27 protein-coding genes and 1 tRNA gene are annotated in these 26,062 nt (G+C 30.2%); 25 read left to right on the top strand and 3 right to left on the bottom strand.

Features of this window, described 5'->3' with window-relative positions:
- Positions 1-98: 98 nt before the first annotated feature.
- The 3 genes from ACOMC1_RS01810 to ACOMC1_RS01820 all read left to right on the top strand — a co-directional run bounded on the left by ACOMC1_RS01810 (position 99) and on the right by ACOMC1_RS01820 (position 3,146).
- Positions 99-533 (top strand): MarR family winged helix-turn-helix transcriptional regulator, encoded by a 435-nt coding sequence (locus ACOMC1_RS01810; RefSeq protein WP_420330938.1) that lies wholly within the window; start codon positions 99-101, stop codon positions 531-533.
- Positions 534-640: 107 nt separating this feature from the next.
- Positions 641-2,248, top strand: coding sequence for a hypothetical protein (locus ACOMC1_RS01815; protein WP_420330939.1), 1,608 nt, complete (start codon positions 641-643; stop codon positions 2,246-2,248).
- Positions 2,249-2,315: 67 nt separating this feature from the next.
- Positions 2,316-3,146, top strand: a complete 831-nt coding sequence (locus tag ACOMC1_RS01820; protein ID WP_420330940.1) for a DegV family protein — start codon at positions 2,316-2,318, stop codon at positions 3,144-3,146.
- 87 nt (positions 3,147-3,233) lie between these two features.
- Here ACOMC1_RS01820 and ACOMC1_RS01825 read toward each other — a convergent pair whose 3' ends face one another.
- On the bottom strand, positions 3,234-3,785 hold the full coding sequence (locus tag ACOMC1_RS01825) for an inorganic diphosphatase (protein WP_420330941.1): 552 nt from the start codon (positions 3,783-3,785) through the stop codon (positions 3,234-3,236).
- Positions 3,786-3,915: 130 nt separating this feature from the next.
- Here ACOMC1_RS01825 and hrcA point away from each other — a divergent pair, with 130 nt between their 5' ends.
- The 10 genes from hrcA (at position 3,916) to ACOMC1_RS01875 (ending at position 11,070) form a co-directional block, all read left to right on the top strand.
- Complete coding sequence (gene hrcA / locus ACOMC1_RS01830; protein ID WP_420330942.1) at positions 3,916-4,911, top strand: heat-inducible transcriptional repressor HrcA; 996 nt, start codon at positions 3,916-3,918, stop codon at positions 4,909-4,911.
- On the top strand, positions 4,911-5,435 hold the full coding sequence (locus tag ACOMC1_RS01835) for a hypothetical protein (RefSeq protein WP_420330943.1): 525 nt from the start codon (positions 4,911-4,913) through the stop codon (positions 5,433-5,435). Before hrcA ends, ACOMC1_RS01835 begins: the two co-directional genes overlap by 1 nt.
- Entirely contained in the window at positions 5,428-5,955 is a 528-nt protein-coding gene (locus ACOMC1_RS01840) for a DUF4231 domain-containing protein (RefSeq protein ID WP_420330944.1), read from the top strand. The genes ACOMC1_RS01835 and ACOMC1_RS01840 overlap by 8 nt, the downstream gene beginning before the upstream one ends.
- Positions 5,942-6,388 (top strand): hypothetical protein, encoded by a 447-nt coding sequence (locus ACOMC1_RS01845; protein ID WP_420330945.1) that lies wholly within the window; start codon positions 5,942-5,944, stop codon positions 6,386-6,388. Before ACOMC1_RS01840 ends, ACOMC1_RS01845 begins: the two co-directional genes overlap by 14 nt.
- Positions 6,389-6,455: 67 nt before the next feature.
- Positions 6,456-7,112, top strand: a complete 657-nt coding sequence (gene grpE / locus ACOMC1_RS01850; protein ID WP_420330946.1) for a nucleotide exchange factor GrpE — start codon at positions 6,456-6,458, stop codon at positions 7,110-7,112.
- A gap of 29 nt (positions 7,113-7,141) precedes the next feature.
- Positions 7,142-8,929 carry a molecular chaperone DnaK gene (gene dnaK, locus ACOMC1_RS01855; protein WP_420330947.1) on the top strand — a complete coding sequence of 596 codons (1,788 nt, stop codon included), beginning with the start codon at positions 7,142-7,144 and terminating at the stop codon, positions 8,927-8,929.
- 76 nt (positions 8,930-9,005) lie between these two features.
- A complete protein-coding gene (locus ACOMC1_RS01860; RefSeq protein WP_420330948.1) occupies positions 9,006-10,256 on the top strand; it encodes an MHO_1580 family protein in 1,251 nt (416 codons plus the stop codon).
- Positions 10,249-10,671 (top strand): MHO_1590 family protein, encoded by a 423-nt coding sequence (locus ACOMC1_RS01865; RefSeq protein ID WP_420330949.1) that lies wholly within the window; start codon positions 10,249-10,251, stop codon positions 10,669-10,671. Before ACOMC1_RS01860 ends, ACOMC1_RS01865 begins: the two co-directional genes overlap by 8 nt.
- 7 nt (positions 10,672-10,678) lie before the next feature.
- Complete coding sequence (locus ACOMC1_RS01870) at positions 10,679-10,906, top strand: phosphopantetheine-binding protein (protein WP_420330950.1); 228 nt, start codon at positions 10,679-10,681, stop codon at positions 10,904-10,906.
- Between the two features lie 88 nt (positions 10,907-10,994).
- Positions 10,995-11,070, top strand: a tRNA-Trp gene (locus tag ACOMC1_RS01875).
- 41 nt (positions 11,071-11,111) lie between these two features.
- Here ACOMC1_RS01875 and ACOMC1_RS01880 read toward each other — a convergent pair.
- Entirely contained in the window at positions 11,112-11,936 is an 825-nt protein-coding gene (locus tag ACOMC1_RS01880) for a DegV family protein (RefSeq protein WP_420330951.1), read from the bottom strand.
- A gap of 86 nt (positions 11,937-12,022) precedes the next feature.
- Between ACOMC1_RS01880 and tapR the strand changes: the two genes are divergently transcribed.
- From tapR to tyrS, 4 genes are read left to right on the top strand one after another with little or no spacing between them, the layout of a single operon-like run.
- The gene (gene tapR / locus ACOMC1_RS01885) at positions 12,023-12,598 is read left to right on the top strand and encodes a TyrS-associated PheT N-terminal domain-related protein TapR (RefSeq protein WP_420330952.1); all 576 of its coding nucleotides are present in this window, start codon (positions 12,023-12,025) and stop codon (positions 12,596-12,598) included.
- A 27-nt stretch (positions 12,599-12,625) separates the two neighbouring features.
- On the top strand, positions 12,626-12,973 hold the full coding sequence (locus tag ACOMC1_RS01890) for a hypothetical protein (RefSeq protein ID WP_420330953.1): 348 nt from the start codon (positions 12,626-12,628) through the stop codon (positions 12,971-12,973).
- Positions 12,973-13,443, top strand: a complete 471-nt coding sequence (locus ACOMC1_RS01895) for a hypothetical protein (protein ID WP_420330954.1) — start codon at positions 12,973-12,975, stop codon at positions 13,441-13,443. Before ACOMC1_RS01890 ends, ACOMC1_RS01895 begins: the two co-directional genes overlap by 1 nt.
- Positions 13,444-13,492: 49 nt before the next feature.
- Positions 13,493-14,719 (top strand): tyrosine--tRNA ligase, encoded by a 1,227-nt coding sequence (gene tyrS / locus ACOMC1_RS01900; RefSeq protein WP_420330955.1) that lies wholly within the window; start codon positions 13,493-13,495, stop codon positions 14,717-14,719.
- A gap of 83 nt (positions 14,720-14,802) precedes the next feature.
- On the opposite strand, the gene rpsD is transcribed toward tyrS, so the two are convergent.
- Positions 14,803-15,408 (bottom strand): 30S ribosomal protein S4, encoded by a 606-nt coding sequence (gene rpsD, locus ACOMC1_RS01905; protein ID WP_420330956.1) that lies wholly within the window; start codon positions 15,406-15,408, stop codon positions 14,803-14,805.
- Positions 15,409-15,594: 186 nt separating this feature from the next.
- On the opposite strand from rpsD, the gene ACOMC1_RS01910 reads away from it, so the two are divergent.
- From ACOMC1_RS01910 to gap, 8 genes are all read left to right on the top strand, one after another.
- The gene (locus ACOMC1_RS01910) at positions 15,595-17,322 is read left to right on the top strand and encodes a septation ring formation regulator EzrA (protein ID WP_420330957.1); all 1,728 of its coding nucleotides are present in this window, start codon (positions 15,595-15,597) and stop codon (positions 17,320-17,322) included.
- A complete protein-coding gene (gene thiI / locus ACOMC1_RS01915; protein WP_420330958.1) occupies positions 17,300-18,439 on the top strand; it encodes a tRNA uracil 4-sulfurtransferase ThiI in 1,140 nt (379 codons plus the stop codon). The genes ACOMC1_RS01910 and thiI overlap by 23 nt, the downstream gene beginning before the upstream one ends.
- 42 nt (positions 18,440-18,481) lie before the next feature.
- Positions 18,482-21,394 carry a DNA polymerase III subunit alpha gene (gene dnaE / locus ACOMC1_RS01920; protein WP_420330959.1) on the top strand — a complete coding sequence of 971 codons (2,913 nt, stop codon included), beginning with the start codon at positions 18,482-18,484 and terminating at the stop codon, positions 21,392-21,394.
- Positions 21,387-22,517, top strand: coding sequence for a 5'-3' exonuclease (locus tag ACOMC1_RS01925; protein WP_420330960.1), 1,131 nt, complete (start codon positions 21,387-21,389; stop codon positions 22,515-22,517). Before dnaE ends, ACOMC1_RS01925 begins: the two co-directional genes overlap by 8 nt.
- 33 nt (positions 22,518-22,550) lie before the next feature.
- On the top strand, positions 22,551-23,087 hold the full coding sequence (locus ACOMC1_RS01930) for a dephospho-CoA kinase (protein WP_420330961.1): 537 nt from the start codon (positions 22,551-22,553) through the stop codon (positions 23,085-23,087).
- Between the two features lie 50 nt (positions 23,088-23,137).
- Positions 23,138-24,022 (top strand): hypothetical protein, encoded by an 885-nt coding sequence (locus ACOMC1_RS01935; RefSeq protein WP_420330962.1) that lies wholly within the window; start codon positions 23,138-23,140, stop codon positions 24,020-24,022.
- 6 nt (positions 24,023-24,028) lie between these two features.
- Positions 24,029-24,856, top strand: a complete 828-nt coding sequence (locus ACOMC1_RS01940; RefSeq protein WP_420330963.1) for an ATP-binding protein — start codon at positions 24,029-24,031, stop codon at positions 24,854-24,856.
- A gap of 140 nt (positions 24,857-24,996) precedes the next feature.
- Positions 24,997-25,989 (top strand): type I glyceraldehyde-3-phosphate dehydrogenase, encoded by a 993-nt coding sequence (gap, locus tag ACOMC1_RS01945; protein ID WP_420330964.1) that lies wholly within the window; start codon positions 24,997-24,999, stop codon positions 25,987-25,989.
- Positions 25,990-26,062: the final 73 nt, after the last annotated feature.

Consider the following 26,062-nt stretch of genomic DNA (forward strand, 5'->3'; position numbering starts at 1 on the left):
TTCATAACATAGAATAAAAAAACAAAAAAATGCACTGAAATAATAAAAAACATACTTTTTTGTGTAAAACACTGTGTAAAACACTATATAATATTTTTATGAACGCACAACAAACAAAACAAATAAGTAACGTATTTTTAACTTTTGAAACTAAAGTACAACAAGTACAACAACAAGAACTGAAAAAACGTGGTCTAAAGATTTCACATAGAGAATTAATTTACATCGTTTTCATCAAGAACAACGAAGGTAAAAGAATGTTAGAAATCGGTAAAAAAATGGGCTTAAGTAAAGGTGCATTTTCAAACACTGTAAAAACTCTAGTTGAAAAAAAATTAGTTAAAAAACAAAAAAATGCAGAAGATAAAAGAATCATGATGCTAACGCTTGACGAAAAAGGCGAAGAAGCTTATGCAATACATGGTAAAGCAAGAAAAAGAATCACAAAATCAATTGGTAACATACTTACTGATCAAGAAAAAGAAGGATTTATAGCACTTTGTGACAAATTAGTCGCATCTTGAAAAGAATAACAATTATAGTTATCTTTTTTTATACCCTTTTTATTTGTGAAATATGTTAAAATTATATTTGTAATATGGTTTCAACATAAAACCATTATTAATAAAAAGGGGTAAGGATGAAGAATATGCCAGTGAAAAAGAAAGTCTCCATAATACTTTCGATAATAACTGTTATTTTAGCTTTGGTAACATTGATGATAAGTATTGCTTTTATAGTTAGTGCTAAGAATACCATTAATGAACAAATGGAAAGTTACAGTGTAAATCAAAAAACAATTATGTGAATTGCAGATCTAGGAAAACCATTCTTTGGTAGTTCAACTGAATTTGCGATATCAGCCATAGCATTATCAATTATTGCTTTAATGGTTATATCAATAATATGATTAATTATTTTATTGAGAAAGAAGAAGAAATCTATTGCATTCAATGGTTCGAAAACAGTGGTGATTGCCTCATCATTAACAGCTCTTGCTGCAGTAACAAGTCTTGGGGTTGCTTCATATGCAACAGCAGACTTTAATAAAAATACGGACATGACTAGAGTATCAACATACTTTGAAGCTAATGCAAATAAAATAGCGGAAAATAGAGAAGAAGCGGCGAAAGCGGGATTGTTATATGTTTTAGCTAACAAAAATGATTTATCCGCATTTTCAAATGCATCTGCATTACAAATGTCTCTATCAACAACTGTATTTGCTTCAGTTAAAGCCGAAATCAAAAATAACAATACTAAGATTATTTCTGAAATAGAAAAATTTTCTAAAAAGAATCCTGAATTATATGAACCAGTACTTGGTCAATTCAAAGGAAAATTAATTAAAGGTGATGCAACTAAATCTGTAGGTCAAAAATGAATTGAGAATTTTGATCTAGGTAAGATGGCAACAACCTCAAATGGAACAACTATTCATGCTGCAAACATATTATTAAATAATGATGCATATATAGATTTAATCTCTGGTGATTATCCAGCAATACAATCTTTAGTAAAAACAACATTTGATAATAATGAACCATTCGCAACAATACCTTTCAGCAGTTTCCCAGCTAAAGTTCAAAAAATAATTAAAGAAGCTGAATATTACAATACTACTGAACACCCAGGTGAATATGATACTGAGATATTTGAATGATCAACAAAGATTAGTGTGGAATCAGCTAAATTCGAAAAACGTGTTCTTGGAACAATAGCCAAATTATTCAAGATGCCTTACACAACTAAAGAAGAACAAGTTAAAGCCAGAATCACAATTTTAGAATGATTAAATACAATCATCAATGGTATTGATTACATTTCTAAAGATGAAGTAATTAAAGTTCAACAAAATGTTAAGAATGTTTATGGTAAAAACATTTCAACAGCAGACACAATATACATGCCAACAACATCAACAAATGGTACATTTTCAATTGATAAGACTGAAGATAAAATTGTCGGTAAAGCAGGGGATAATGCTTACGATGTTAAATTAAATATGATGAAATACATCCTAAAAGAATTGCCAAAAGCTAAGGGTGGAATAATCGAAAAACTACTTGAGAGACAAAAAAATATAACGCCTGATTCATTCATTGAAAACATCTTAACTTCAAAAGGTCTTGAAGAAATGACAAATCAATATGCAATGGAGAATTCTTACATTGATGATAAAAACAATTATCAAGATGAAGAGAATATTATTAATATCGTAGACAAAATTGAAAATTTCATTAAATAATAATCAAAACACTTTTTAAAGGTGTTTTTTTATTGTTTCAAATTGAAATGTATGTATAATTTATAATATGAAATTAGGAATAATAGTAGACTCTGCATCTGGTTTATCGGAAAAAGAAGCGAGAGCAAAAGGATGAGGTTATTTACCTCTACATATTTTTATGGATAATATTGATTATGCAGAAGGAAGAGACATTACTGCTCAAGATGTATATGACAAATTAACAATTGATACAGTAACAAGAACTTCATCTTCTTCATCAGCTGATATTCTTGAAGAATTTGAAAGAATGTCAAAAGAATACGATCACGTAATTTTCTATCCATTATCTTCAGGTCTTTCTGGACAATATTCAACAACATCAATGTTTGCTAAAGACTTTGACAATGTTCATGTTTTTGAATCACACTCACTTTCACTACAAGCTAAATGAAGTGCTGAGTATGCAGAAAAACTTGCATCTGAAGGTAAAACAATTGAAGAAATACTTCAAGCGTTAGAAGAAACAAAAGATAATGCATTTGCTATTATCGCACCTGGAACACTTGACTGATTAGTTAAAGGTGGAAGAGTTAAGCAAAATGTTGCTTCTATGGCTAATATGCTAAAGATTGTTCCAATGATTAAATTTGAACATGGAGAATTAAATAAATACGGAAAAGGTAGAACTTACAACAAAACGATAATCAAAGCTATCAAAGGTGTTCAAGAGCACTTTGAAGGCGAAGAATATAAGTTACTTGTAATTCACACTTCTCACCCTGATTTAGATAAGCACGTAAAGGTTGCTGAAGAGCTAACTGGTAAAAAAGCGATAGTTATATCATTACCAACTGTAATTACAATGCACGTTGGTTTAAAAGCTATTGTAATTGCTGGTGTTAAAAACTTTGAATAAGAATCCTTGATAGGATTTTTTATTTTGACAAAATAGGTATTAAAAAAAGATAAGCGTTTTGCTTATCTTTTAAAATGTGAATAACAATTAAGCTACGTATTTTTCTGGGTGTTCTTTCATCATTTTAGCGATGAATTCTTTTTTATCCATTTTTCCGTATTTATTCATTAGTTCAACACATTCTTCATATTCTTCTTTTGCTCATTCTTTACCTTCAAAACCAGCAACTGAAGTAATACCTTCACGTTTTCAGTTTTTGTAAGTAGAGAAGAATGTTTCAACTTCTTTTAATCATTCTTTTGGTAAGTCATCCATTGACTCAATGTTTGCAAGTCTGTAATCGTCAGCGTGAACTGCAACAAGTTTTGTGTCAGTTTCTCCGTCATCGATCATTTTCATTGCACCAATAATTCTGGCGTTAACTTCAACACCTGCTTGGAATACTTCATCTGAGTAAACTAATACATCTAGTTCATCTCCATCTCAATCAAGAGCTTCTTCGATGAAACCGTAGTTAGCTGGATATGTGAATCCATCTCTTAAAATTCTATCTACGACAATTTTACCTTTCGATCTGTCGTATTCATATTTAATGTTTGATCCTTTTTGGATTTCTATAGTTACGTTTAAATTTTTCATACCAATATTATATATTGTTTTTAGTGGTTAAAATGCATGAAATTTATTGAAATAACTTAGAATTAATATATCGATTAGCACCCTAGTATATAAGAGTGCTAAAAAGAGCCCTTTCATATATAATAATATTATGAATAATTTAACTAAAAGACAACAAGAATATCTACTCTTAATAACAAGAGAATATATATCAAGCGGTAACCCAGTTGGTTCAGCTTCTTTAATAAAAGAATTTGCACTTGACGTATCACCAGCAACAGTACGTAACGAGATGGCAGCACTAGAGAAAAAAGGATACTTAGAAAAATGCCATACATCATCAGGAAGAATACCATCAGCAGAAGGATTTTTACTATATGCCAATCATTCTAAAAATACTGATGTATCTGTAGAAATACAAAAACAACTTAAAACAATATTTGCCAAAAGAACAATTGGTATTGATCAAGTTCTTGAAGAAGCTGCAGAAGCTATTTCAACAATCACTGATTTAACATTGGTTACAAAAACTGATGCAGCTGATGAATTATGTAAATCAATTCAATTTGTTCCTTTAAACGAACAAAACGCAACAATTGTTATTGTTACTTCAACTGGTAGAGTGGAATCAAAACTAGTATCTGTTAAGAATGGTGCTCAATTAGAAGATATACGTATTGCAGTTAGAGTCTTAAAAGATAGATTAGTAAATACTTCAATGAAGAATCTTGCAATTAAAACGGAAGCATTGACAGGTATTGTTTCAGAAGAAGTTAAAGATTTTGAATTTGTTATCCAAGAGATGGTTACAAAAGTATTCGACTTCCATACAAAACAAACATCACATGTTTATGGAAGAACTAATATTATTAAAAAACCTGAATTTAAAGATAGAGAAAAACTTATTAATATTATGGAAAGATTGGAAAGTAAATCAATTTGAGAAACTATTGAAGATCAAGCTGATAACGAAGATGAAACATTGAAAATTTCAATATTAGATAATCAAGCATTGATTTCTAAGAAAATTCAAATTGGAACAGGTTCTATGGAAATCTCTGTTGTCGGATCTGATAGAGTTGACTATGAAAAAGCGCTTCCAATCTTAAAACTACTAGATGACCTAGTTAATGGAGGGAAAAAATAATGTCTACAACACAAGAAATTAAAACAAGCCCTGTAAATGACAGGAAGGGTATTGGGAGTTATGTTAAAAGAGAACTTTCAAAATTAGAAAAATCTAAAAAGAAATCAAGAACATGATGAACAATTGTTACGTCATTAGTTGGACTTTGTAATATATCAATAGTTGTTATTGCTATTTATGCTTTAATCGGAATTTCATTTAGAAAAGTTGGTGCTGATATCTTAGTTCCAGCTTCATTGGTTTGTTTAATTACAATCACATTATTCTTTATGGGATTTGTTCTTGCTTTATATCAAAACTTCAAACAAGATCATAAGTACAAAAAAGCAATCGACACTATTCAAAATGAATATATGAAATATAAAAGTTCTTCATACATTTATAAAGGTAAAAGCGAAAAAGAACAAACTGAGCTTTTAAGAAGTCAAATCCAAGAAGATTTAATAAATATATTTAAGGTTAAAAAGAAACCAAGTGTTTCAAAAATTATTGTTAAAACATTGATTGGAGATAAAGATGAGTAAAAAAATAAGAAAAAGTATTTATCATCTTCACGATACACCAATGGAATATGTTGAAGCGCGTAGAAAACACTCTAAAAGAGATTTAATAATTTTTAGACAATTATTTATTTGATTGAATGTTGCGATTGCTATAGCCGCTGCAACAATGGCGATACTAACAGCATTAATATTCTCACTATTATTATTTGGTGGAAAAAAACCTGCATGATTCTTCTTTATGGTTACTGGAGTTTCCGCAACTACAACAATGCTAACTTCATTCATTAACTTCTTTGTTATTAAAGGTAGATACCAAGAAGCTATGAAAATCAATCAACGTATTAGAGGACAAATTACTCTATATATTAATAAAGCTGGATTCTATTCAGAAGATTCTGAAAATAGAGAAATAACTCTTTACACAAGAGTCGCACAAATTTGTGGAAATTACGATGCTATTGGCGAAACAGATGATAACGTCAAAGAAGTAGAAGAATTAATTAAGGAAACACGTAAAAGGAGTAAAAATGCAAAAAAATAAAATAGTTGAAATACTCCAAAAAGATGAAGGAGTTATGCATATTTGAAATGTATTTAATACACAATACAGAAAAACAAGATTCTACAATGTATTAATAAACAGTTCTATATTCATCCTTACTGCAACATTGGTACTAATTAACCTTTGAGCCATGTTAACGCTTAAAAACGCTCCTTATAATACTCATGATTGACAATGAGCAAGGAACTGTTTCTTAGTAATGGCTATTATTACAGCGTTCACAGGATTACTTACATCAGCATTATCAATATTTAAGTTTAAAGATAAGACTAGACAAATCAAAGATGCTATCTCTTCTATTAAAGAAGAGTATAAAGAATATAAGTCAAAAGACGGAAGATATTCTGAGTTCAAAAATAAAGATCAAGTATTCATTGAATTTGTTTCTGAAGCAGCATTTATAGAGTTTTAAAAGGCACATGTGTCTTTTTTTAGCACTCTTATGCAACAAGTGCTAAAAAATGTGATATGATTTGATTATGTCAGATAAAAAAGATAAAAAAATTAAAGACGAAACTACACAAAAAGTAGAAATTAAAATAGAGCAAAAAAAGGAAAAGAAAACTAAACAATGTAAAGATTGTCTAGATAAAAAGAAACTTGAAAAAGAAATCAAATTATTAAAAGAAAAGAATTCAAACTTAGAAAAACAAATAATTGATTTAAAACAAGAAAACGTAAAAGCTCAAGAAGCATTCTTGGAACAAGCTAAAACATTCCAAAGTAAAGCTAAAGAAAAAGTTGAAGAATTTAAAAGTGAACATAAAACAAAAATGGATGAAGAAGTTTCACACATTAAGAAATATGCAACTTCAAAATTCTTTAAAGAAATGACAGAACCTTGATTGAATTTACAATTAGCAGTAGAATTCGGTGAAAAACAAGATGATCCAGGTGTTCAAAATTACGTAGTAGGATTCAAAATGTTATTAAAACAAATTGATTCAATTATGGAAGGACATGGTTTAACTAAAATCGCACCAAATGTTGGAGAAGACTTTAACCCAGAAACAATGGATGCAATCTCAACAACAGAAAACGAAGAAATGACTGACAAAGTAATGGAAATTAAGAAAAACGGATTTAAACATCATGACAGAGTAATAAAGCCCGCAACAGTAGTTATAGGGAAATAATAAAAAATAGGAAACTAGGAGAAAATATTATGGCAAAAGAAATAATTTTAGGAATTGACTTAGGAACAACAAACTCAGTTGTTTCAGTAATTGAAGATAAAGAACCAAAAGTTCTTGAAAACCCAACAGGGAAAAGAACAACACCATCAGTTGTATCATTTAAAAATGGAGAAATCATCGTTGGTGAAGTAGCTAAAAGACAAATGGAAACAAACCCAGATACAATCGCATCTGTAAAACGTCTAATGGGTACAGATAAAAAAGTTAAAGCAAATGGTAAAGAATATACACCAGAAGAAATTTCAGCAATGATTCTTGGATACATGAAAGAATACGCTGAGAAAAAAATGGGTGCAAAAATTACTAAAGCTGTTGTTACAGTTCCCGCATACTTTAACAATGCAGAACGTGAAGCAACTAAAAATGCTGGTAAAATCGCTGGACTAAACGTTGAAAGAATTATTAACGAACCAACAGCTGCAGCTCTAGCATTTGGACTTGACAAAACTGATAAAGAACAAAAAGTTCTTGTTTACGATTTAGGTGGAGGAACATTTGACGTTTCAGTTCTAGATCTTGCTGATGGAACATTTGAAGTTCTATCAACATCAGGAGATAACAAATTAGGTGGAGATGACTGAGATGATGCAATCGTTGAATGACTTGAAGCTAAAATTAAAGAAGAAAATGGAGATGTACAATTAGATAAAATGGCTATGCAACGTCTTAAAGATGCTGCTGAAAAAGCTAAAATTGAATTATCAGGTGTTACTGAATCAACAATTTCATTACCATTCTTAGCTATGACTGCAAACGGACCATTAAACTTCGAAACATCATTAACAAAAGCTAACTTTGAAAAAATGACAGATCACTTAGTACAAAGAACAAGAAAACCAATTGAAGATGCTCTAAAAGAAGCTAAATTATCAGCATCAGACATTGATGAAGTTCTATTAGTTGGTGGTTCAACACGTAACCCAGCTGTTCAAGAATTAGTTGAACAAGTTCTAAACAAAAAACCTAACCGTTCAATTAACCCAGATGAAGTTGTAGCACTTGGTGCTGCTATCCAAGGTGGAGTTCTAGCTGGAGATATCGATGACGTTCTATTACTAGACGTTACACCTCTAACACTAGGTATTGAAACAATGGGTGGTGTAGCAACTCCTCTTATCCCAAGAAACACAACTATTCCTGTAACTAAATCACAAGTATTCTCAACAGCAGTTGAAAACCAAGATGCAGTTACAATCTCAGTTGTTCAAGGTGAAAGACCAATGGCTAACGATAATAAACGTCTAGGTCAATTCAACCTTTCAGGAATTGAACCAGCACCTCGTGGTGTTCCTCAAATCGAAGTTTCATTCTCAATTGATGCTAACGGTATTACAAAAGTAACAGCTAAAGATAAGAAAACAGAAAAAGCTCAAACAATTACTATCGAAAACTCATCTTCACTTTCAGATGATGAAATCGAAAGAATGGTTAAAGAAGCTGAAGCTAACAAAGAAGCTGATGAAAAACGTAAAGAAGAAGCAGAAACACGTAACCGTGCAGAAGCATTAATCAACCAATTAGAATCTGGTATGGCACAACAAGGTGACAAAATGGATCCTAAACAAAAAGAAGAAACTGAAAAACAAATTAATGAATTCAAAACATTACTAAAAGAAAACAAAATCGATGAGTTAAAAACAAAACTTGACGAAGTTGAAGCTCAAGCTAAAGCATTTGCAGACCAAATGAAACAAGCTCAAGCTGGTGCACCAGAAGATGGACCAATCAAAGGTGATGTTAAAGAAACTGAAAAATAACCCAAGTGGTTGTTTTTTTTATTTTATTTTTATAAGTAATTCCCTTTCATACATATAAAGATGAAAGGAGATGAAAATGATACCAATTTTACTTGGCGATATGCCAAAAGAGATTCCTAAAAGTAAGGTTGTAGAAAGAGAGGAACTTAATTATTCGATAAGTATGTCTCACACTGATTCTTCGGGCGTTAAAATAGCTAAAAACCCTAAACACATAAAGATGGAGGATCTTGTGGATTATCCAGGAGTATATATTGGGATAAGAAGACATCTGCGTTCCAATAGGTATTCTATTATTATTAAGTTTCTTGAACACGATTCTCAATATGAATTATCATACGCAAGAATAAACGGGAAACTATATAAAGAAAGTGAATTAAGTTACCTTAAGAATCCAAATGGGTTTTATCAAATTCATCCCGATAGCGGACTAGAAGGTTGATCAAGTGATTTAAAAGATTTTTCTTCAATAGTTTTAATAGCTACCAACAATATTACAGAATCCAAAACATTACGTTTCAGTTTTAATTTAAAATCTCATAAAAATACGGAAAATAAAAAAGTTAATATGAATAAAAATCCAATAGATTTGGAGAGTGTTAATAATTCAAATTTCTTCTTTTTTTACAAACCAAACACAGGTGAATTTGTAGAAGAACATTGAAATATGTATAACCACTTAATACTAAAACCGCTTCCTATTAAAAATAGGGTCATTAAAGATATTTACGAGATTTACTCATATAATGATTCTATTGATCCAGAAAAGAGGAAACCTGTTCAAGGAACTCCGATTGATAATTTTAAGTATATGCTTATGCAACGATATTTTAATCAGCATAGTGAAGATGAATCTTTGGAAAGAGATTTTGATTTTCATCAAGGGAAAATCGGTGGTTTAAAAGCTAATAAAAAAACCGAAATGGAAACATGGATTAACGTTGATAAAAAAAGTAAATATAACCTTGGTAAAATGTCCATAAAAAATTATTCGTATTACAATTTCAAACAAAAGAAAACAATAATAGAACCAAATAAAAGATCAGTTAAAGGGTATATTTTTCCTCTTAATGAAAAAGGTGAGTTAAAAACACACTTAAGTTTTTCTCCGAATGCTGCATATAAAAAATTAGAGGTTTATAGACAATATAATATTGAGGATAAAGTGCTGGATATGTATGAAGGTTTGGTCTCTTTAAAGATTACGAACCCCAAGAAAACAAGCCTGCCAATTAAAAAAACAATGATTTTCAATAAAGAATCATTCAAAAAGATAATTTTAAATGATTTATCGCTTAAATCACTTGAGAGAATAAGTGATGAATAAAATCAATAAAATCATTATATTAAGTTCTCCTGTTTTTATTTCTGGGATGGGTGTTGGTATTTATTATATTGTTAAAAATAATAAAAAAGATAAAGTTATCAGTAAACCCAACACAAGAAATGAAGAAGAAATATACAAACCTAGTTCCAAAACAATTTTCCCTTCTATAACATTCGACGAAGTATATGATGAAATTGTAATAGATGGTAAAGTTGCGATAATAAGCGATGAAATGATAGCTAAAATGATTAAGTTAGTTTTTATGAGGATTAACACTTCACAAGGAGAGATAAAGGTGGAGATTGGTTATAGAGATAAAACCAATGTTGAACTAAAGTTCTCATGGATTTGCAATTCCAAAATTCAAGAAACAAAAATATATAATATGAAGTTGAAGTTTCAAGATTTGGTATAATAACAACATGAATATTAAAGAACAAATTATCAAAACATTATCTAAAAACACAAAAATCAAAGTTACTGAAGCAACAAAGATTTCTGACTTAGGAATCGATTCATTAGATCTAATGGATTTAGTGATTGAAGCGGAAGAACAAATTGGTGGAGAATTAAGTGAAGAAGTAATAACATCACTTAAAGAAAAAACTGTTGGAGAGATAATCAAAGAGCTAGAAAAAGTTGCTAAATAGCATCTTTTTATTTTTTGATTTTATAAAAAATTAAAATAAATAGACCAAATGAGTCGTTTTTATTTTATAATTATTTAGCATTACACGTAGGGGTGTAGTTCAATTGGTAGAACAGCCGGCTTCAACCCGGCATGTTGTGGGTTCAAGTCCTGTCACCCCTGCCATTTTTTTTCGCCTTTTTTTACAAAACAAAAAATAGGTTTCCCTATTTTTTTAATGCCATAATTCCAACTGCTTCTAATCCAACATGCAATGCTATTGCTGAAGGTAAGTATATTTCTATTGGCTTTTTACCAGTTGCAGTTTCAATACGTTGTAAGTGTTCTTTTATGTCTTTGTTCCCAACATGATATACGTATAGGTCACAATTATCAGCTCCAAATTTATTAATAGTATCTTTAGCAGCTTTTGTTACTGTTTTTTGGAAGGTTCTACCTTTTCCATATTTATTCAGTTCTCCTTGTGCAAAAGAAATCATTGGTACAATTTTCAACATTGTAGCCATTGAAGCTACAGTTGATCCTACTCTACCACCTTTCACAAGTCAATCAAGTGAATGAGGAAGTAAAACAGCAAAATAATCATCTCTTGAATTATGTAGAGTATCTAATATTTCTTCTATTTCTTTTCCTTCTTTGGCCATTCTCTCTGCTTTTTCACATTGGACAACATTAATCTTTGAAAGACCATGCGACTCTATAATGTGTATATTTGAAAATTCTTTAGCAAACATTTTTAAATTATTTGTTTGACTTGAAAGTTCTGAAGATAAAGGGTAAACAATGATGTGGTCATATTTATCAGTCATTCTTTCGAATTCTGCTAAAACTTCCCCTGGTGCTGAAGCAGATGTTCTAACCTCAGTTTCCAATGTTAATTTATCATAAACTCCTTGTGTTGTGATATCAATACCATCAGCGTAATCTACTTTATCTAAAAAAATGTGTAAAGGGATGAAACCTCAGCCCCTATCTTCTGCTTCCTTTTTTGAAAGACCAGAAGACGAATCTACTATTATTCCTAATTTCATATAGACATTATAACAATTACTATCAAACTATGAGTATTTTAATAACTTTATCTCCAACAATTTTTGCATTCATATATAATAAATATATGGCTTTAATATATTGAAATAAGACATCTTTACAAGATCAAGCAATAATTTGATTTAAAGATTCAAACAAAGAAAAAATAAACGTTGAACAACATGATGGTTTCACATTAATTAAGGAAGAAAACGAAATCGTTGGGGTTAACATACAAAACGCATCATCTATACTAAAATTAAAAGAAGGTGCTCAATCAATTACAGATGAAATGATTACAACAATGAACGAAAAATTAAAACTAGATATTTCAGAACTTAACACAAGTTCAATGTTAGTTGTTGGAGAAATATTAGAAAGAAAAGCACATCCTAACTCAGATAGATTAGCAGTGCTTAAAGTTCAAGCACACAAAGAACTAAAAATTGTAACTAACACTACAAACTCTGTTGAAGGAGCTAAGATTGTTGTTGCAAAACTTGGAGCGATATTACCATCAGGAACAATGATTAAACCTGCTAAGGTTATGGGTGTAGCTTCTGAAGGAATGTTATGTGGTGGAGAAACTCTTGGTTTAGAAAAAACAAATGGAGCAGCATACATTGTTAAGGATTTAAATCCTGGAGACGAATTCGTTTTATAAATTTAAAGAAATGAGAGGTATAAATATATGTCAATAGCAACATCAGTTCTAATTATTGTCGCAATCATAGCAACAATATTACTTATATTTGCAATACTGTATGCGATTGCTGCATTTAGAAGAATGTCAATCACTTACAAAAAGGTCGATTACTTAATTGAAGATTTAACTTATAAATCAGAAATGTTGAATTCGACAGTTGAAACAATTTCAAAAACAGCAAACTACTTGGATGCTTTTGAAGTTGTCGCTAAGAAGAATGTTAAATCAGCAATTAAATTAGCTTCAAGAAATAGAGATACTATCTATGCTGTAGCTGAAAGATTGAAAGATCTTGCAACTGGTGAAACAGAAGAGAAAAAAGGAGGTAAATAATGAAAGTAAGTACATTATTATTTTTAATTGGTGCAACTGCCATTGGTGTTCATTTACAATCAGAAGAGGGTGAAGAAAACCGTAAAAAGCTGAAAGAACAAATGGATAATTTATCTCCTGTTGTTAATGATATCTTTAAAAAACTTGAAGCAGCTCTTACAGGTGCTGAATCAATCAAGTCTGATGAGATTAGAACTAATGTTGAAATGAGAGTTAACGAAGTTAAGAAACAAATCGCAAAAGTTGATGCTAAGAAAGTTGGAGACGCAACTGAAGAAGCAATTAAAGTAGCATCTAAAAAAATTAGAGATATTAGAACTCAAATCGAAACAGCAGAACATTACACAGATAATTACGATGAAATGACTGTTGCAGAACTAAAAGAAGAAGCTAAAAAGATGAAGGTTACAATAGCATCTAGAGATAAAAAAGCTGATATCATTTCAAAACTTAGAAAAGCAGAAAAATAATTAATTTGAATAATAGTCTTAATAGACTATTTTTTTATATAATTAGACTATGAAATTAATTAACGAACTAAAACAAAGAGGAATCTTAAAAGATATTACGAACGAAGAAAAGCTTGCAAAACTACCTAAAGATGCAAGAGTTTACATTGGATTTGATCCAACAGCAGACTCATTACACTTAGGTAATTACGTTCAAATTTCTATTCTTAAAAGATTCGAAAAACACGGAATAAAACCAGTAGCCGTTCTTGGAGGAGCTACAGGTATGATTGGTGACCCTTCTGGTAGATCTGAAGAAAGAAACCTTCTTTCAAAAGACGATTTATTAAGAAACAAAAATGCTATTAGAAAACAACTAGAATCATTCGGACTAGAAGTTATTGATAACTTTGAGTTTTATAAAGATATGAATATCTTAGAATTCTTGAGAGATGCAGGTAAATTATTAAATATCAATTACATGCTTGCAAAAGATGTAGTTAAATCAAGAATTGATTCAGGTATTTCATTTACAGAATTCTCATACCAACTAATTCAAGGTTGAGACTTTAAGAAACTATATGACGACCATAATGTCATGGTTCAAATTGGTGGTTCAGACCAATGAGGAAATATTACATCAGGAATTGAAATTATTAGAAAAACTGTTGGGGATAAAAACTTAGCTGTTGGTATGACAACAAACTTACTTACAGGATCAGATGGTAAGAAATTCGGTAAGTCAACAGGTGGTGGAGCATTATGAATTTCAAAAGAAATGTGTTCACCTTATAGACTATACCAATACTTAATAAACTCTTCAGATGAAGATGTACAAAAACTATTATCATGATTAACAAGATATTCAGTTGAAGAAATTGCTGATATTATGAAAAACCACAATGAAGCTCCTTACAAAAGAGAAGCTCAAAAAATACTAGCTAAAGAAATCATTACTGACATCCATTCAAAAGAAGATTTTGAAAGTGCACTTAAAATTTCTGAATCTTTATTTGGTAAATCAGATATAGCGGAATTAACAAATGAAGAACTTATGCAATTAAATGGTTCATTACCAACAGCAGAAGTTACTTCAAAAACAATCGTAGAACTTTTAGTAGATTCAAAAGCCGTTTCTTCAAACAGAGAAGCAAGAGAATTCATTAAAAATGGAGCGATAACAATTAATGGTACAAAAGTTACTTCTGAAGAAGAAAATATTCCTTCTGCATTTGAAGATAAACTAGCAATAATTAAAAGAGGTAAGAAAAACTACTTCTTAGCAATTAGAAAATAATTCGCATTGCGAATTTTTTTATATCCTTTTGACTAAAAAAAGACAAAGAAAAAATAACCCGAAGGTTATTATGAATTTTCTTATTATTTTGAGTAGTACTCAACGATAAGTGCTTCATTGATTTCTGAGTTAAGTTCTTTTCTTTCAGGTAATCTTGTTAGTTTAGCTGAGAAAGTAGCTTTATCAAATTCAATTCATGCAGCAGGAGCTTTAGCTTCCATAGCTTCAACGATTTGAACGTTTTTTCTTGATTTTTCTTTTAGAGTAATAACATCTCCAAGTTTGATTTGCATTGATGCAATATCAGCTTTTTTACCATTTAATGTAAAGTGACCGTGGTTAACAAGTTGTCTTGCTTGACGTCTTGTAGCAGCCATTCCCATTCTGTAAACAACGTTATCTAATCTTGTTTCTAGCATTTGTAGGAAGTTAACCCCGGCAACACCACGTAGTTTAGAAGCTTTTTCAAATGTTTTTCTGAATTGTTTTTCATTAATTCCGTACATGAATCTAACTTTTTGTTTTTCATGTAAGTGTAGACCGTAGTCTGACATCTTAATTCTTCTAGCTCCATGTTGTCCTGGAGGAGTTTGTCTTTGTTTTCCTTTTGCGAATTCTTTTCCTGTTTCTAGGATTGAGAAACCATATCTTCTTGATTTCTTAAATGTTGGGCCTGTATATCTTGCCATAAGTATCTCCTTTAGTTTTCTTTTTATATGCATAACTAAGGCTTAATTTCTTTAATGATGTGTTGACACAAATAGGTTCGGCGTCCAGCGAGCTTACTACTAATCCTGTGTTGACAACGCTAATCAAAAAATAATTAAGTGCTGTATATGCTCCTTTATTTTACACTATTTTTATATAATGTAACTATGGAAATGTGAAAAGTAATTTTATTATCAGTTGGAATTCCAGTAATTATAATCATAGGAATAGCATTAATAGTGCTTATTACAAGGATTATGTTCCAAAAAAAACACGAAGATTTGGTTAAGTCCACATCTACTTTTGTTGAGCGAGAAAGATTGAAAAAAGTAGAGATAATGTACCAAAGAATTTCTATTATTGCAAAAACCAATGCAAAATATGAAAAATTGTTTGAAGAACTTTCAAAAGATTTTGATCAAATAGATGAAACTTTTAAACTACTTGATAAAGAGGTTTCAGAATTACAAATTACATATAAGAAAATGAACTCAAAAACACTAAGTGTTGAGTTAGAAAAAATAGAATTATTAAATTCAAAATTAACTTCAAAAATTTCTAAAATATCGAGAGTTGCAAATAAGGTTCTTAAACAAGAAGAATTTTTAAGAAACGAAATGTCATTATTTAGAGAAAAAGGAAGAATGATTTCAAATAGTTATTCAAAGAAAAGAATTAGACTAGATAAGGTTTCTGCAAAAATTGATGCATTGAATAATCAAATAACTCAAAGAACTAAAAAATTCGATCGTTTAATTGAAAAAGGAAAAACAAGAGAAGCTTCTGATTTAATCGAAAAGATAAGAGAAGACATTATTAAATTCGGAATAATAATTAATGAAGGTCCAAAGATACAAGCTACACTATACGATGCAATTCCTTCATACATCAAAAAATTAATTGGAATTTACCAACATGCTGAGACATCATTAAAGGTTGACTTATCTCACATTGATTTTACGAACTCAGTTAAACACCTTTCTTCTAGTTTTAATAAAGCAAAAGAATTATTCATCGAATTAGAATTAGAAAGTGTAAAGAAAGAAGTAATTTATTTAATTAAAAATATAAAAGCTATTGAAAGAATTATTAATTCTGAAATTAAAGCACGTAATATATTTGTTAAAGAATTCATGACTTCTCAAAATATAGTTGCTTCCACACTTAAACAATATGTTCAAATTCGTAAAGAAGTTAAGAAACAATCTCAAAAAGGAACAGTTCTAAATGCTGAAATTACTGAGATTATGACAAATCTAAAATTCGAAATCGCAGATTTAGATGAAACAGTAATGTCATTCTCTAATTTAATTTCTGATAAAAATATTCCATTCACTTCAAAATTATCACGTATGAAAATCTTATTAAATAAAAATATTTCCGCAGTAAATATGATGAATGAACTTTATGAATTATTATGAAGAGATGACTTAACAAAAAGAACTATCCAAAATAAATATATGCAAGCTGAACATGCAATGATCTCATTAAGAGCTAAAGTAATAGATTCAAATATATTATTATCTAGTCAAGAGGAACAACAATTGATAGATATTGAAGAAACAAAAGAATTATTAAAACAAACATTATCAATCGCACCTTTCAATGCTAAGAAAGCTGAACAACATTCTAAAAATCTTATGGAAAACGTAGCTTCTTATTATAAAGTTGTTGGTGGAAAAATTGAAATGTCTAAAATGATTAGAAATTTAATTAAAGAATTTGCTCCAAATAGGGCGATGGATGCTAAACTTAATATAGCATTTGTACAAGGAGAGAAACAATTCTTGGCAGGTAAATACGCATCATCATTAAGAATAACAATCGATGCTGTTGAGGATTTATTAGAATCATCAACCAAAAGGAGAAAACATGTACGGAACAATACTAATTAGATTTGGTGAACTATCAACCAAAGGAAAAAATAAAATGTCTTTCGTTAGACAATTAGAAAAAAATATTAAGAAATTAATGGGAGTAGAACCTGAAGTTCTTTTCGACAGAATGTTTTTAGAATATTCAGAAGAAAATATGGAAGGTCTACAAAGAATCTTTGGTATTTCATCTTACTCACCAGTTATGACTGTTGATACTGAAATGGAAACAATTAAAGATGCGGCTTTAAAGTTAGCACAAAAATTCCCTGAAGCAAAAACATTTAAAATAGCAGCAAGAAGACACTGAAAGAAATTTGAAAAAACATCGCAAGAACTAAATGGATTACTTGGTGGACACATTTTAGAAAATACTGATTTAACAGTTAATGTTAAAAAACCTGATCTTAAAATTGAAGTTGAAGTAAGAAATGGTAAATCATATGTATTTTGTGAAAGAACTCAAGGACTTGGTGGTTACCCAGTTGGAATCAATGGGAAAGTGCTACATTTAATTTCAGGTGGAATTGATTCACCAGTTGCAGCATTCGAATTAATGAAGCGTGGACTACATGTTGATTACTTATCATTCATCACTCCTCCTTTTACAGATAACAAAACAAGAGAGAAGATTTCTGAAATTGTTAACTTACTTAATAAATATCAAGGTAAATCATATATCTACAGATTAACTTATACAGATTTAATGCACACAATTGGATTAACTTCTAAACAATCATATAAAATCACATTAATGAGAAGATCATTCTATAGAATCGCATCTAAAATTGCTGAATCAAGAGGATTCCTTGCAATTGCTAATGGTGAAAACATTGGGCAAGTTGCTTCTCAAACACTTGAATCAATTCATACTATTCAAGAACAAGCAACATTACCTGTTTTAAGACCAATCTTAACAGCTGATAAAATCGAAACAATTAATAAAGGTATTCAAATTGGTACATATGAGATTTCAATTGTTCAAGCATCTGAAACATGTGAACTATTTGCACCAAAGGCACCAGTTACAAAACCTACACCTAAAGAGGCATACAGATTAGAAGAAGAATTCGGTAATTTACTTGAATTAGAAGATAAATGTATGGAAGGTATGGAAATCGAAAGAGTAGAGTTATAACTCTATTCTTTTTATATCCATTATATTTGTTAAAATATAAGTATGTCTAGATACGTAAACTTACACACAAATACTGAATATTCATTGTTGGAATCAACAATTAAGATAGATTCATTAATAGAATATGCAAAAGAAAACAAAATGGATACCCTTGCAATAACAGATCACAACGTTATGTATGGTGTTGCCGAATTTGTTGATAAATGTAAAAAAAATGGGATTAAACCAATAATCGGTTTAGATCTTGATGTTGAGGATTTCAGAATGGTTCTTCTTGCTAAGAACTATAATGGATACTTAGATTTAGTGAGACTTTCATCAAAAAGAGTTCGTAATGAAGAAATCAAAATCAAAGATATACCTGTTAAAGACCTCTTCTTAATAGATCACCCAACTTTAGGACACTATGCAACTAAAGGTGAAATTTTACAACTTCACAATTACTATGTTGGTGTTGAAAAAGGTGAACATCCAAACGGAGTAGCCATTTTTGAAGCTAGAACATTAAAGGAAGAAGATAATAAAGCTTTAACTATTTTAAATTACATTAAAAATTCAGAACAAAAAGACTTTAATATGAAACCTTATAATTACAACCCAATGGGTGTTAGTTCTCTTATGATAGAACAAGCTATTGCTATCGCTAAAGAATGTAATGTTGTATTTCCGGAAGTTAAAAACATACTTCCTAGTTTTCCAACACCAGATGGTTTAACATCACCAGCATACTTAAAACATATAATCCAAGACAACATTGGAAAAAGATTAAAAGAAAAAGCTTTTGATGCTGAATATGTAAAAAGAATTAGATATGAAGTTGGTATTATAGAAAAATTAGGTTATTCAGATTATTTCTTAATTATTTGAGATTTAATTAAATGAGCAAAAGAACAAGATATAGCTGTAGGTCCTGGTAGGGGTTCAGCTGCTGGTTCACTTGTTTCATACATTCTGGGTATTACTGATATTGATCCAATAAAATTTGAACTTATCTTTGAGAGATTCTTAAACCCTGAACGTGTTACTATGCCGGATATCGATATTGATATTCAAGATAGTAGACGTGATGAAGTTGTTAAATATATGTTTGATAAATATGGTGAAAATAAAACTGCTTTAATTATCACATTCTCAAAATTAGGTGCAAAAATGGCCTTAAGAGATTCAGCGAGAGCTATGGGGATTACTCCAAGAGAAGTTGATGTTCTTTCAAAAATGATTAGACTTGGGGAAACATTAGAATCAACATATAGAAAAGTTTCTGCTTTTAGAGCTCACATTGATAGAGATCCAAAGATGCAAGAGTTATTCTTTGCTGCAAAGAGTATTGAAGGTCTTCCAAGAAATCATGGAACACATGCTGCTGGTGTAGTTCTTTCTAAAAATGATATTTCAAATTCTGTTCCAACAATTAGTGGAATAAATGATTATAACCAAACACAATATTCAATGGATTATATGGAAGCAAATGGTTTACTAAAAATTGATATCCTTGGGTTAAGAAACTTAACAATAATACAAGACATCCAGAAAGAAGTTTACGACAACTACCAAAGAAGATTAGTTCTTGAAAAAATTAAGTTAAATGATAAAACAACAAATAAATTACTTTCTGATATTGATACTAATGGTGTATTCCAATTAGAGTCTTATGGAATGAAAAACACATTAGCATCAGTAGGTGTAGCTGGTATTGATGATATAACTGCTATATTATCTCTTTATAGACCAGGTCCAATGGAATTTATAAAAACATATGCCGCTAGAAAAAAAGGCTTAGAATCAGTTCCAAGTGTTTCAGTAGAGTTTGATAAAATCACAAAAAGAACATATGGTATTATTGTGTACCAAGAACAGATTATGCAAATTGCTCAAGAATTTGCTGGAATGTCTTTTGGTCAAGCAGACATTCTTCGTAGAGCAATCAGTAAGAAAAAAATGGCTTTAATTGATGGACTAAAAAAAGAATTTACAAATGGAGCATTAGTAAAAGGGCAAACACAAGAATCAATTGATAATGTATACCATTCAATAGAAGCCTTTGCATCATATGGTTTCAATAAATCACATGCTGTAGCTTATGCTGTTATTTCATATAGAATGGCATTCTTAAAAGCAAGATTCCCATTAGAGTTTTACACATCTCTATTAAATGCATCACTTGATTCTCAAAAAGCTGTATTAACTTATGTTAATGAAGCTAAGAAAAAAGATATTGTTGTGAATGCACCTGAAATCAACCTATCAGAAACAAGAGTATTCAATAAAGAAAAACAAATTTACATGCCACTTAAACTTATTAAAGGGTTTGGTAATGTAGCTTCTAAAAAACTATTGGATGAAAGAGATGCAAATGGTAAATTTAAAGACTTCTTTGATTTTGTAGCTCGTGTAAAATTATCAGGTCTTGGTGAAGCAGCAATAACATCACTAATACAATCAAATGCTTTAAGAAATTTTGCACACATGCAAGTTCTTCTTGATACATTACCTTCTGCAATAAGATATGCTGATATGATCACATTTAAAAAAGAAGGTGAAAAAGTTCTTGATTTCGATTTAATTGCAAAACCTAAAATGGTTCATAGTGAAAGAAACATTAAAAATGAGATTATCTCTGAAAATAAATTCCTAGGATTTAATTACAATGTATTCTTTACAGATCCATATGCCACAGAAGAACGTATTAAAGATCTTGAAACAAAAGACACTGTTGAAATAGCTATTTATGTAGATAAGATTTATAAGAAAAGAAATAAAGACGGAAAAGAATTTGCGGTTATACTTGCGCATGATTCTTCAAATAAAATTGAATTCACTGTATTTAATAGAACATGAGAGTTTATTCATAAGTCAAGAGACAAAAAAGTATACATAGCAAAAATAAGGGTAAACATGTTCAATGACAAGAAAAATTACATTCTTGCACAACCTTGAAAGGAAACAAATGAATAAAATTTTATTAATAGACGGGAACTCACTTACGTATAGAGGATACTTTGCAACTGCATTTTCAAGAGCTGGTATCTTAACAACATCAGATGGAATTCCTACTAATGCAGTTCTTTCTATGAACAATATGCTTTCTAACATAATATATACAGAAAGCCCAACTCACATCTTGATAGCATTTGATGCTAAAAAGAAAACAAGAAGACACGATATATTTCCCGACTATAAAGGTGGACGTTCAAAAACTCCACAGGAATTAATTCAACAATTCCCAATAGTTAAAGAGATGATTGAAAAGATGGGGATAAAATGATATGAAGTTGAGGGTTGAGAAGCAGATGATATTATTGCAACTGTTGCAAAACAATCAAGTGAAGCTGGACACAAAGTTCAAATCCTTTCATCAGATAAAGATTTACTTCAATTGGTAGATGAGAATATCGAAGTATTATTTAATAACAAAGGTGTTAGAGATCTTAATGTTATTACTAACGATAATTTCTTTGAAACACAAGGGCATTTCCCAAATCAAGTTGCAGATATGAAAGGTTTAGTTGGTGACTCATCAGATAACTTACCTGGTGTAAAAGGTATAGGTATTAAAGGTGCCAATAAATTATTAGAGAAATATGGAACAGTTGAAAACATTTATAGAAATATAGAAGAAATCACTGGAGCAACTCAAACAAAACTTATTAATGATAAAGAAATGGCTATGATGTGTAGAGATATTGCAACATTGAAATTTGATGTTGAAATTCCTTATACATTTGATGAATTAGCTTATAGGTTTAGAGTAACTCAAGAATTAATCGATTTTTATCAGAGATATGAATTGAAATCATTAGTTAATAAATTTTCAAAATATAAATCAAATACTTCAAATGAAGAAAGTATTTCTGAAAATGCACCGGAACTTCCTATGGAGGAATTAACACCGATGGATATTCCTGCGATTGAAACTCCTTCAATGGAAGAAATACCTCCACTAGATATTCCTACAATAAACATTAGTTCTTCACAAGAATCATTACCTATAGAAGAAATTCAAGATGATATTTTCGAAGAAGAGAATCCTACTGAAAAAGAAAAGGATGAAGTTAAATACAAGAATATAATATTTTAAAAAAGGCGATGCCTTTTTTTATATAATTCATTTATGATAGCAATAATAGGAAATCCCAATGTTGGAAAGACAACATTTTTAAGAAAATTAAAAGAATACGGGTATTCAACCTATGAAACCGATGCATGAGTATTAGAACAATACAATAATGAACAATCAGAAGTGTTTAAAAAGATGATTGATGAATTTGGTGAAAGTATTGTTAATGACAAAAAAATTAATAAAAACGCATTAAAGAAACTAATAAGTGAAGATTTTGATATTTTAAAGAAAATTGAATTAATTGTTCACCCCTTTATTAAGCAACATTTAGAGGAAAATAAGTATGATTTTGTGGAAATTCCGATATTAAAATGATCTCCTGTTAACTTTATCGATTTATTTGATATGGTCTTTAATTTAAAGGGTTTAACCCCCAAAAATAAAATTAGTAATGTGGATAACTTTTCCGATACGCTAATAGACACTAATAAAAGGGGTTTCAGGACATTTGATACTGTGGATATCTATGCTAAAAACACACAAAATATAGCTGAATTTTTAAAAAAATATGGGATTGCTCCTCGATAAATCTATAATAGTATTACCACTTAATCACTGGGTCAAAATCGGAGGAAATAATGAATCAATATATAGTAGAAGCAAACGAGTATGTATCACAGGATGATTTAAGGAATATTAGAACACTATATTTACCAATTATCGGGAATAAAGCTGTATCTTTATACCACGCATTAGCTGATGAGGCAATCGAAACTTTTAAAATAGATTTCAGACACTTATCATCATTAATGAACTCTCTTAAATTTAATAAAGAGGATTTACTGTCAGCAAGAAAAACATTAGAGGCAGTAGGTTTAATGAGAACATATGCACAACAAGAAAGATCAACATTCTTATTTGCCATTTCAAAACCATTAGACATTAAGAAGATGCAAAATAATAAACTACTTCTTAATAAACTAAGAAACGCCATTGGTGAAGTAGAGCTTGAAAGAATCATCTTTGAAAATAAAACACAAACTGTTGATAAATCAGGTTATGTTGAAATTTCAGCAAAATACCATGAGATATTCGATATTGAACTTACTACTAAAATTCAAAAGACTTCAGAAATTGCAATACCTTCATTCGAAAATAAAGAAGAAGCAATTAAGGGACTTTCAGCAGAAATGTTTACAAAATTCCTTACAAACGATATTGCAGGACCTACATTATCAAGAACATTTGATACATTAAGAAGTTTAGGATTCTCAAACCAATCATTAAATACAATTCAAAATTATTCATTTGAAGTAAATAACAAAGTTGTTGCTAAATATGTTGAAACAATTGCTTACGATTTCTATAAATCAGACATCACATCTTCAAACGATATCGAAAAAGAATTAAACAAAGCATCAGCTTCTAAAAAACATGAGGTTAATGTACAACCAACTTCAGAAATAATATCGGAAGGAGGAGATATGAGTTTAGATGAAATATTCTCAGACTTATTCTCATAATTCACTATGACAAAACAAGAAATTATAGATAAAGCTTTAGCCATACCTCGTGTTGCGGCTAGAGTTTTAGAGCTTAAAATAAATTTAGAACAGTTAGAAAGTGGAATGATCATACTTTTAGAGATACTAACTGAGCAAGAACAAGAAGTGGAACCAAAATATATCACTTCTTTTAATCTTGCACCAGATGGATCTTTAGTAATGTCTAAAATCCTTTCTGAAAGAGGTAAGAAATTGTCTATAAATGACAATATCATTACTCAAACAATGTCTCCTATTAATGAAACTATTAGTTTTGAAGATATGGAACAAACAAGAGAACGTATTGAATTTGGTTTATTCTTTAAAAAATTTAAACAAGAAGTTGCTGAAGAAACTAATCCAAAAGGCTTTTTCTTATATGGGAAAATGGGTATTGGTAAATCATTCATTGCTCAAGCTATGGCTAACACATTAGCTAAGTCGGGACATAAAGTAGCATTCTTAAATGTTGCTGAACTTGTTTCAATAATTAAATCAAAATTTAAAACAGGATATGAAGAGTTTCTAGAAGATTTAAGAACTGTTGATTATTTATTTTTAGATGATATAGGTGCTGAAACGGTAACTGCATGATTTAGAGATGATATTCTTCTTGGCGTTTTATCAACAAGAATGAATAATAAAAAAACTACTTTCTTCACATCTAACTACTCTATGGAAGAGTTAGAGAAAATAGAATCAAGAACACAAGGCGCAAAATATCCAGATAAAGCTAAATCAGCTAGATTAATGGAAAGAATAAGAGCACTTTCAACTCCTGTTGCAATTAGTGGGCACAATCGTAGATACTAAGTATCTGCTTTTTTAATCAAAATACTTGCTTTTTCTTTAAAAAATTGTATAATTTTAATGCAGTTCAAGACTGCAGTATACTGCCTTACAAGCACAATAAACATTATAAAAATTATAGAAAACTAAAAAAGGAAATTAATATGAAAAAAATCGCAATTAACGGTTTTGGTAGAATCGGACGTCTAGTATTTAGACAAATGATTGAAAACAAAAACTATGAAATCGTTGCTATCAACGACTTAACATCACCTGCTATTTTAGCTCACCTGCTAAAATACGATACAGCACACGGAAACTTCAACGGAACAGTTGAATCAACAGAAGACTCACTAATTGTAAACGGCCAAACAATTAGAATCTACGCTGAAAGAAACCCAAAAGATCTTCCATGAGCAGAACTTAACATCGACGGTGTTGTTGAATCAACAGGATTCTTCGTTTCAAAAGAAGCATCAATGGCACACATCGAAGCTGGAGCTAAAAAAGTTGTTATTTCAGCACCTGCAAAAGGTGACTTAAAAACAGTTGTTTACTCAGTAAACGAAGAAGTACTATCAGCAGATGACCAAATCATCTCAGCTGCTTCATGTACAACAAACGCTTTAGCACCAGTTGCTAACGTTCTAAACAAAGAATTCGGTCTTGTAAAAGGATTCATGACTACAGTTCACGCTTACACAGGTGACCAAGGTACTCAAGATAAACCACACGGTGACTTACGTAGAGCCAGAGCTGGAGCAATGAACATCGTTCCTACAACTACTGGTGCTGCTGTTGCTGTTGGTAAAGTTCTTCCAGAACTAAACGGTAAACTAGATGGTATCGCTGTACGTGTACCAACAATTACAGGATCACTTGTTGACCTTGTTGTTGAATTAGAAAAAGACGTAACTGTTGCTGACATTAACAAAGCAATGGAAGCTGCTGCTTCAGATTCAATGGCTTACGTAGTTGACCCAATCGTTTCTTCAGACATCATCGGAGCTACACACGGAACTCTATTTGATTCACTAATGACTAAAGAAATGTCAGTTGACGGTAAAAAATTATTCAAAATTATTACATGATACGATAACGAAAACTCATACGTTTCACAATACGTAAGAACATTCGATCACTTCATCAACCTATAATAGTTGATAAAGAAAATAGGCAATTTGCCTATTTTTTGTTTCGCCCTTTTTATATTGCAAATATAAGTTATAA

The organism is Mycoplasma todarodis (genome assembly GCF_965212735.1).
GTDB lineage: Bacteria > Bacillota_I > Bacilli_A > Mycoplasmatales > Metamycoplasmataceae > Mycoplasma_K > Mycoplasma_K todarodis_A.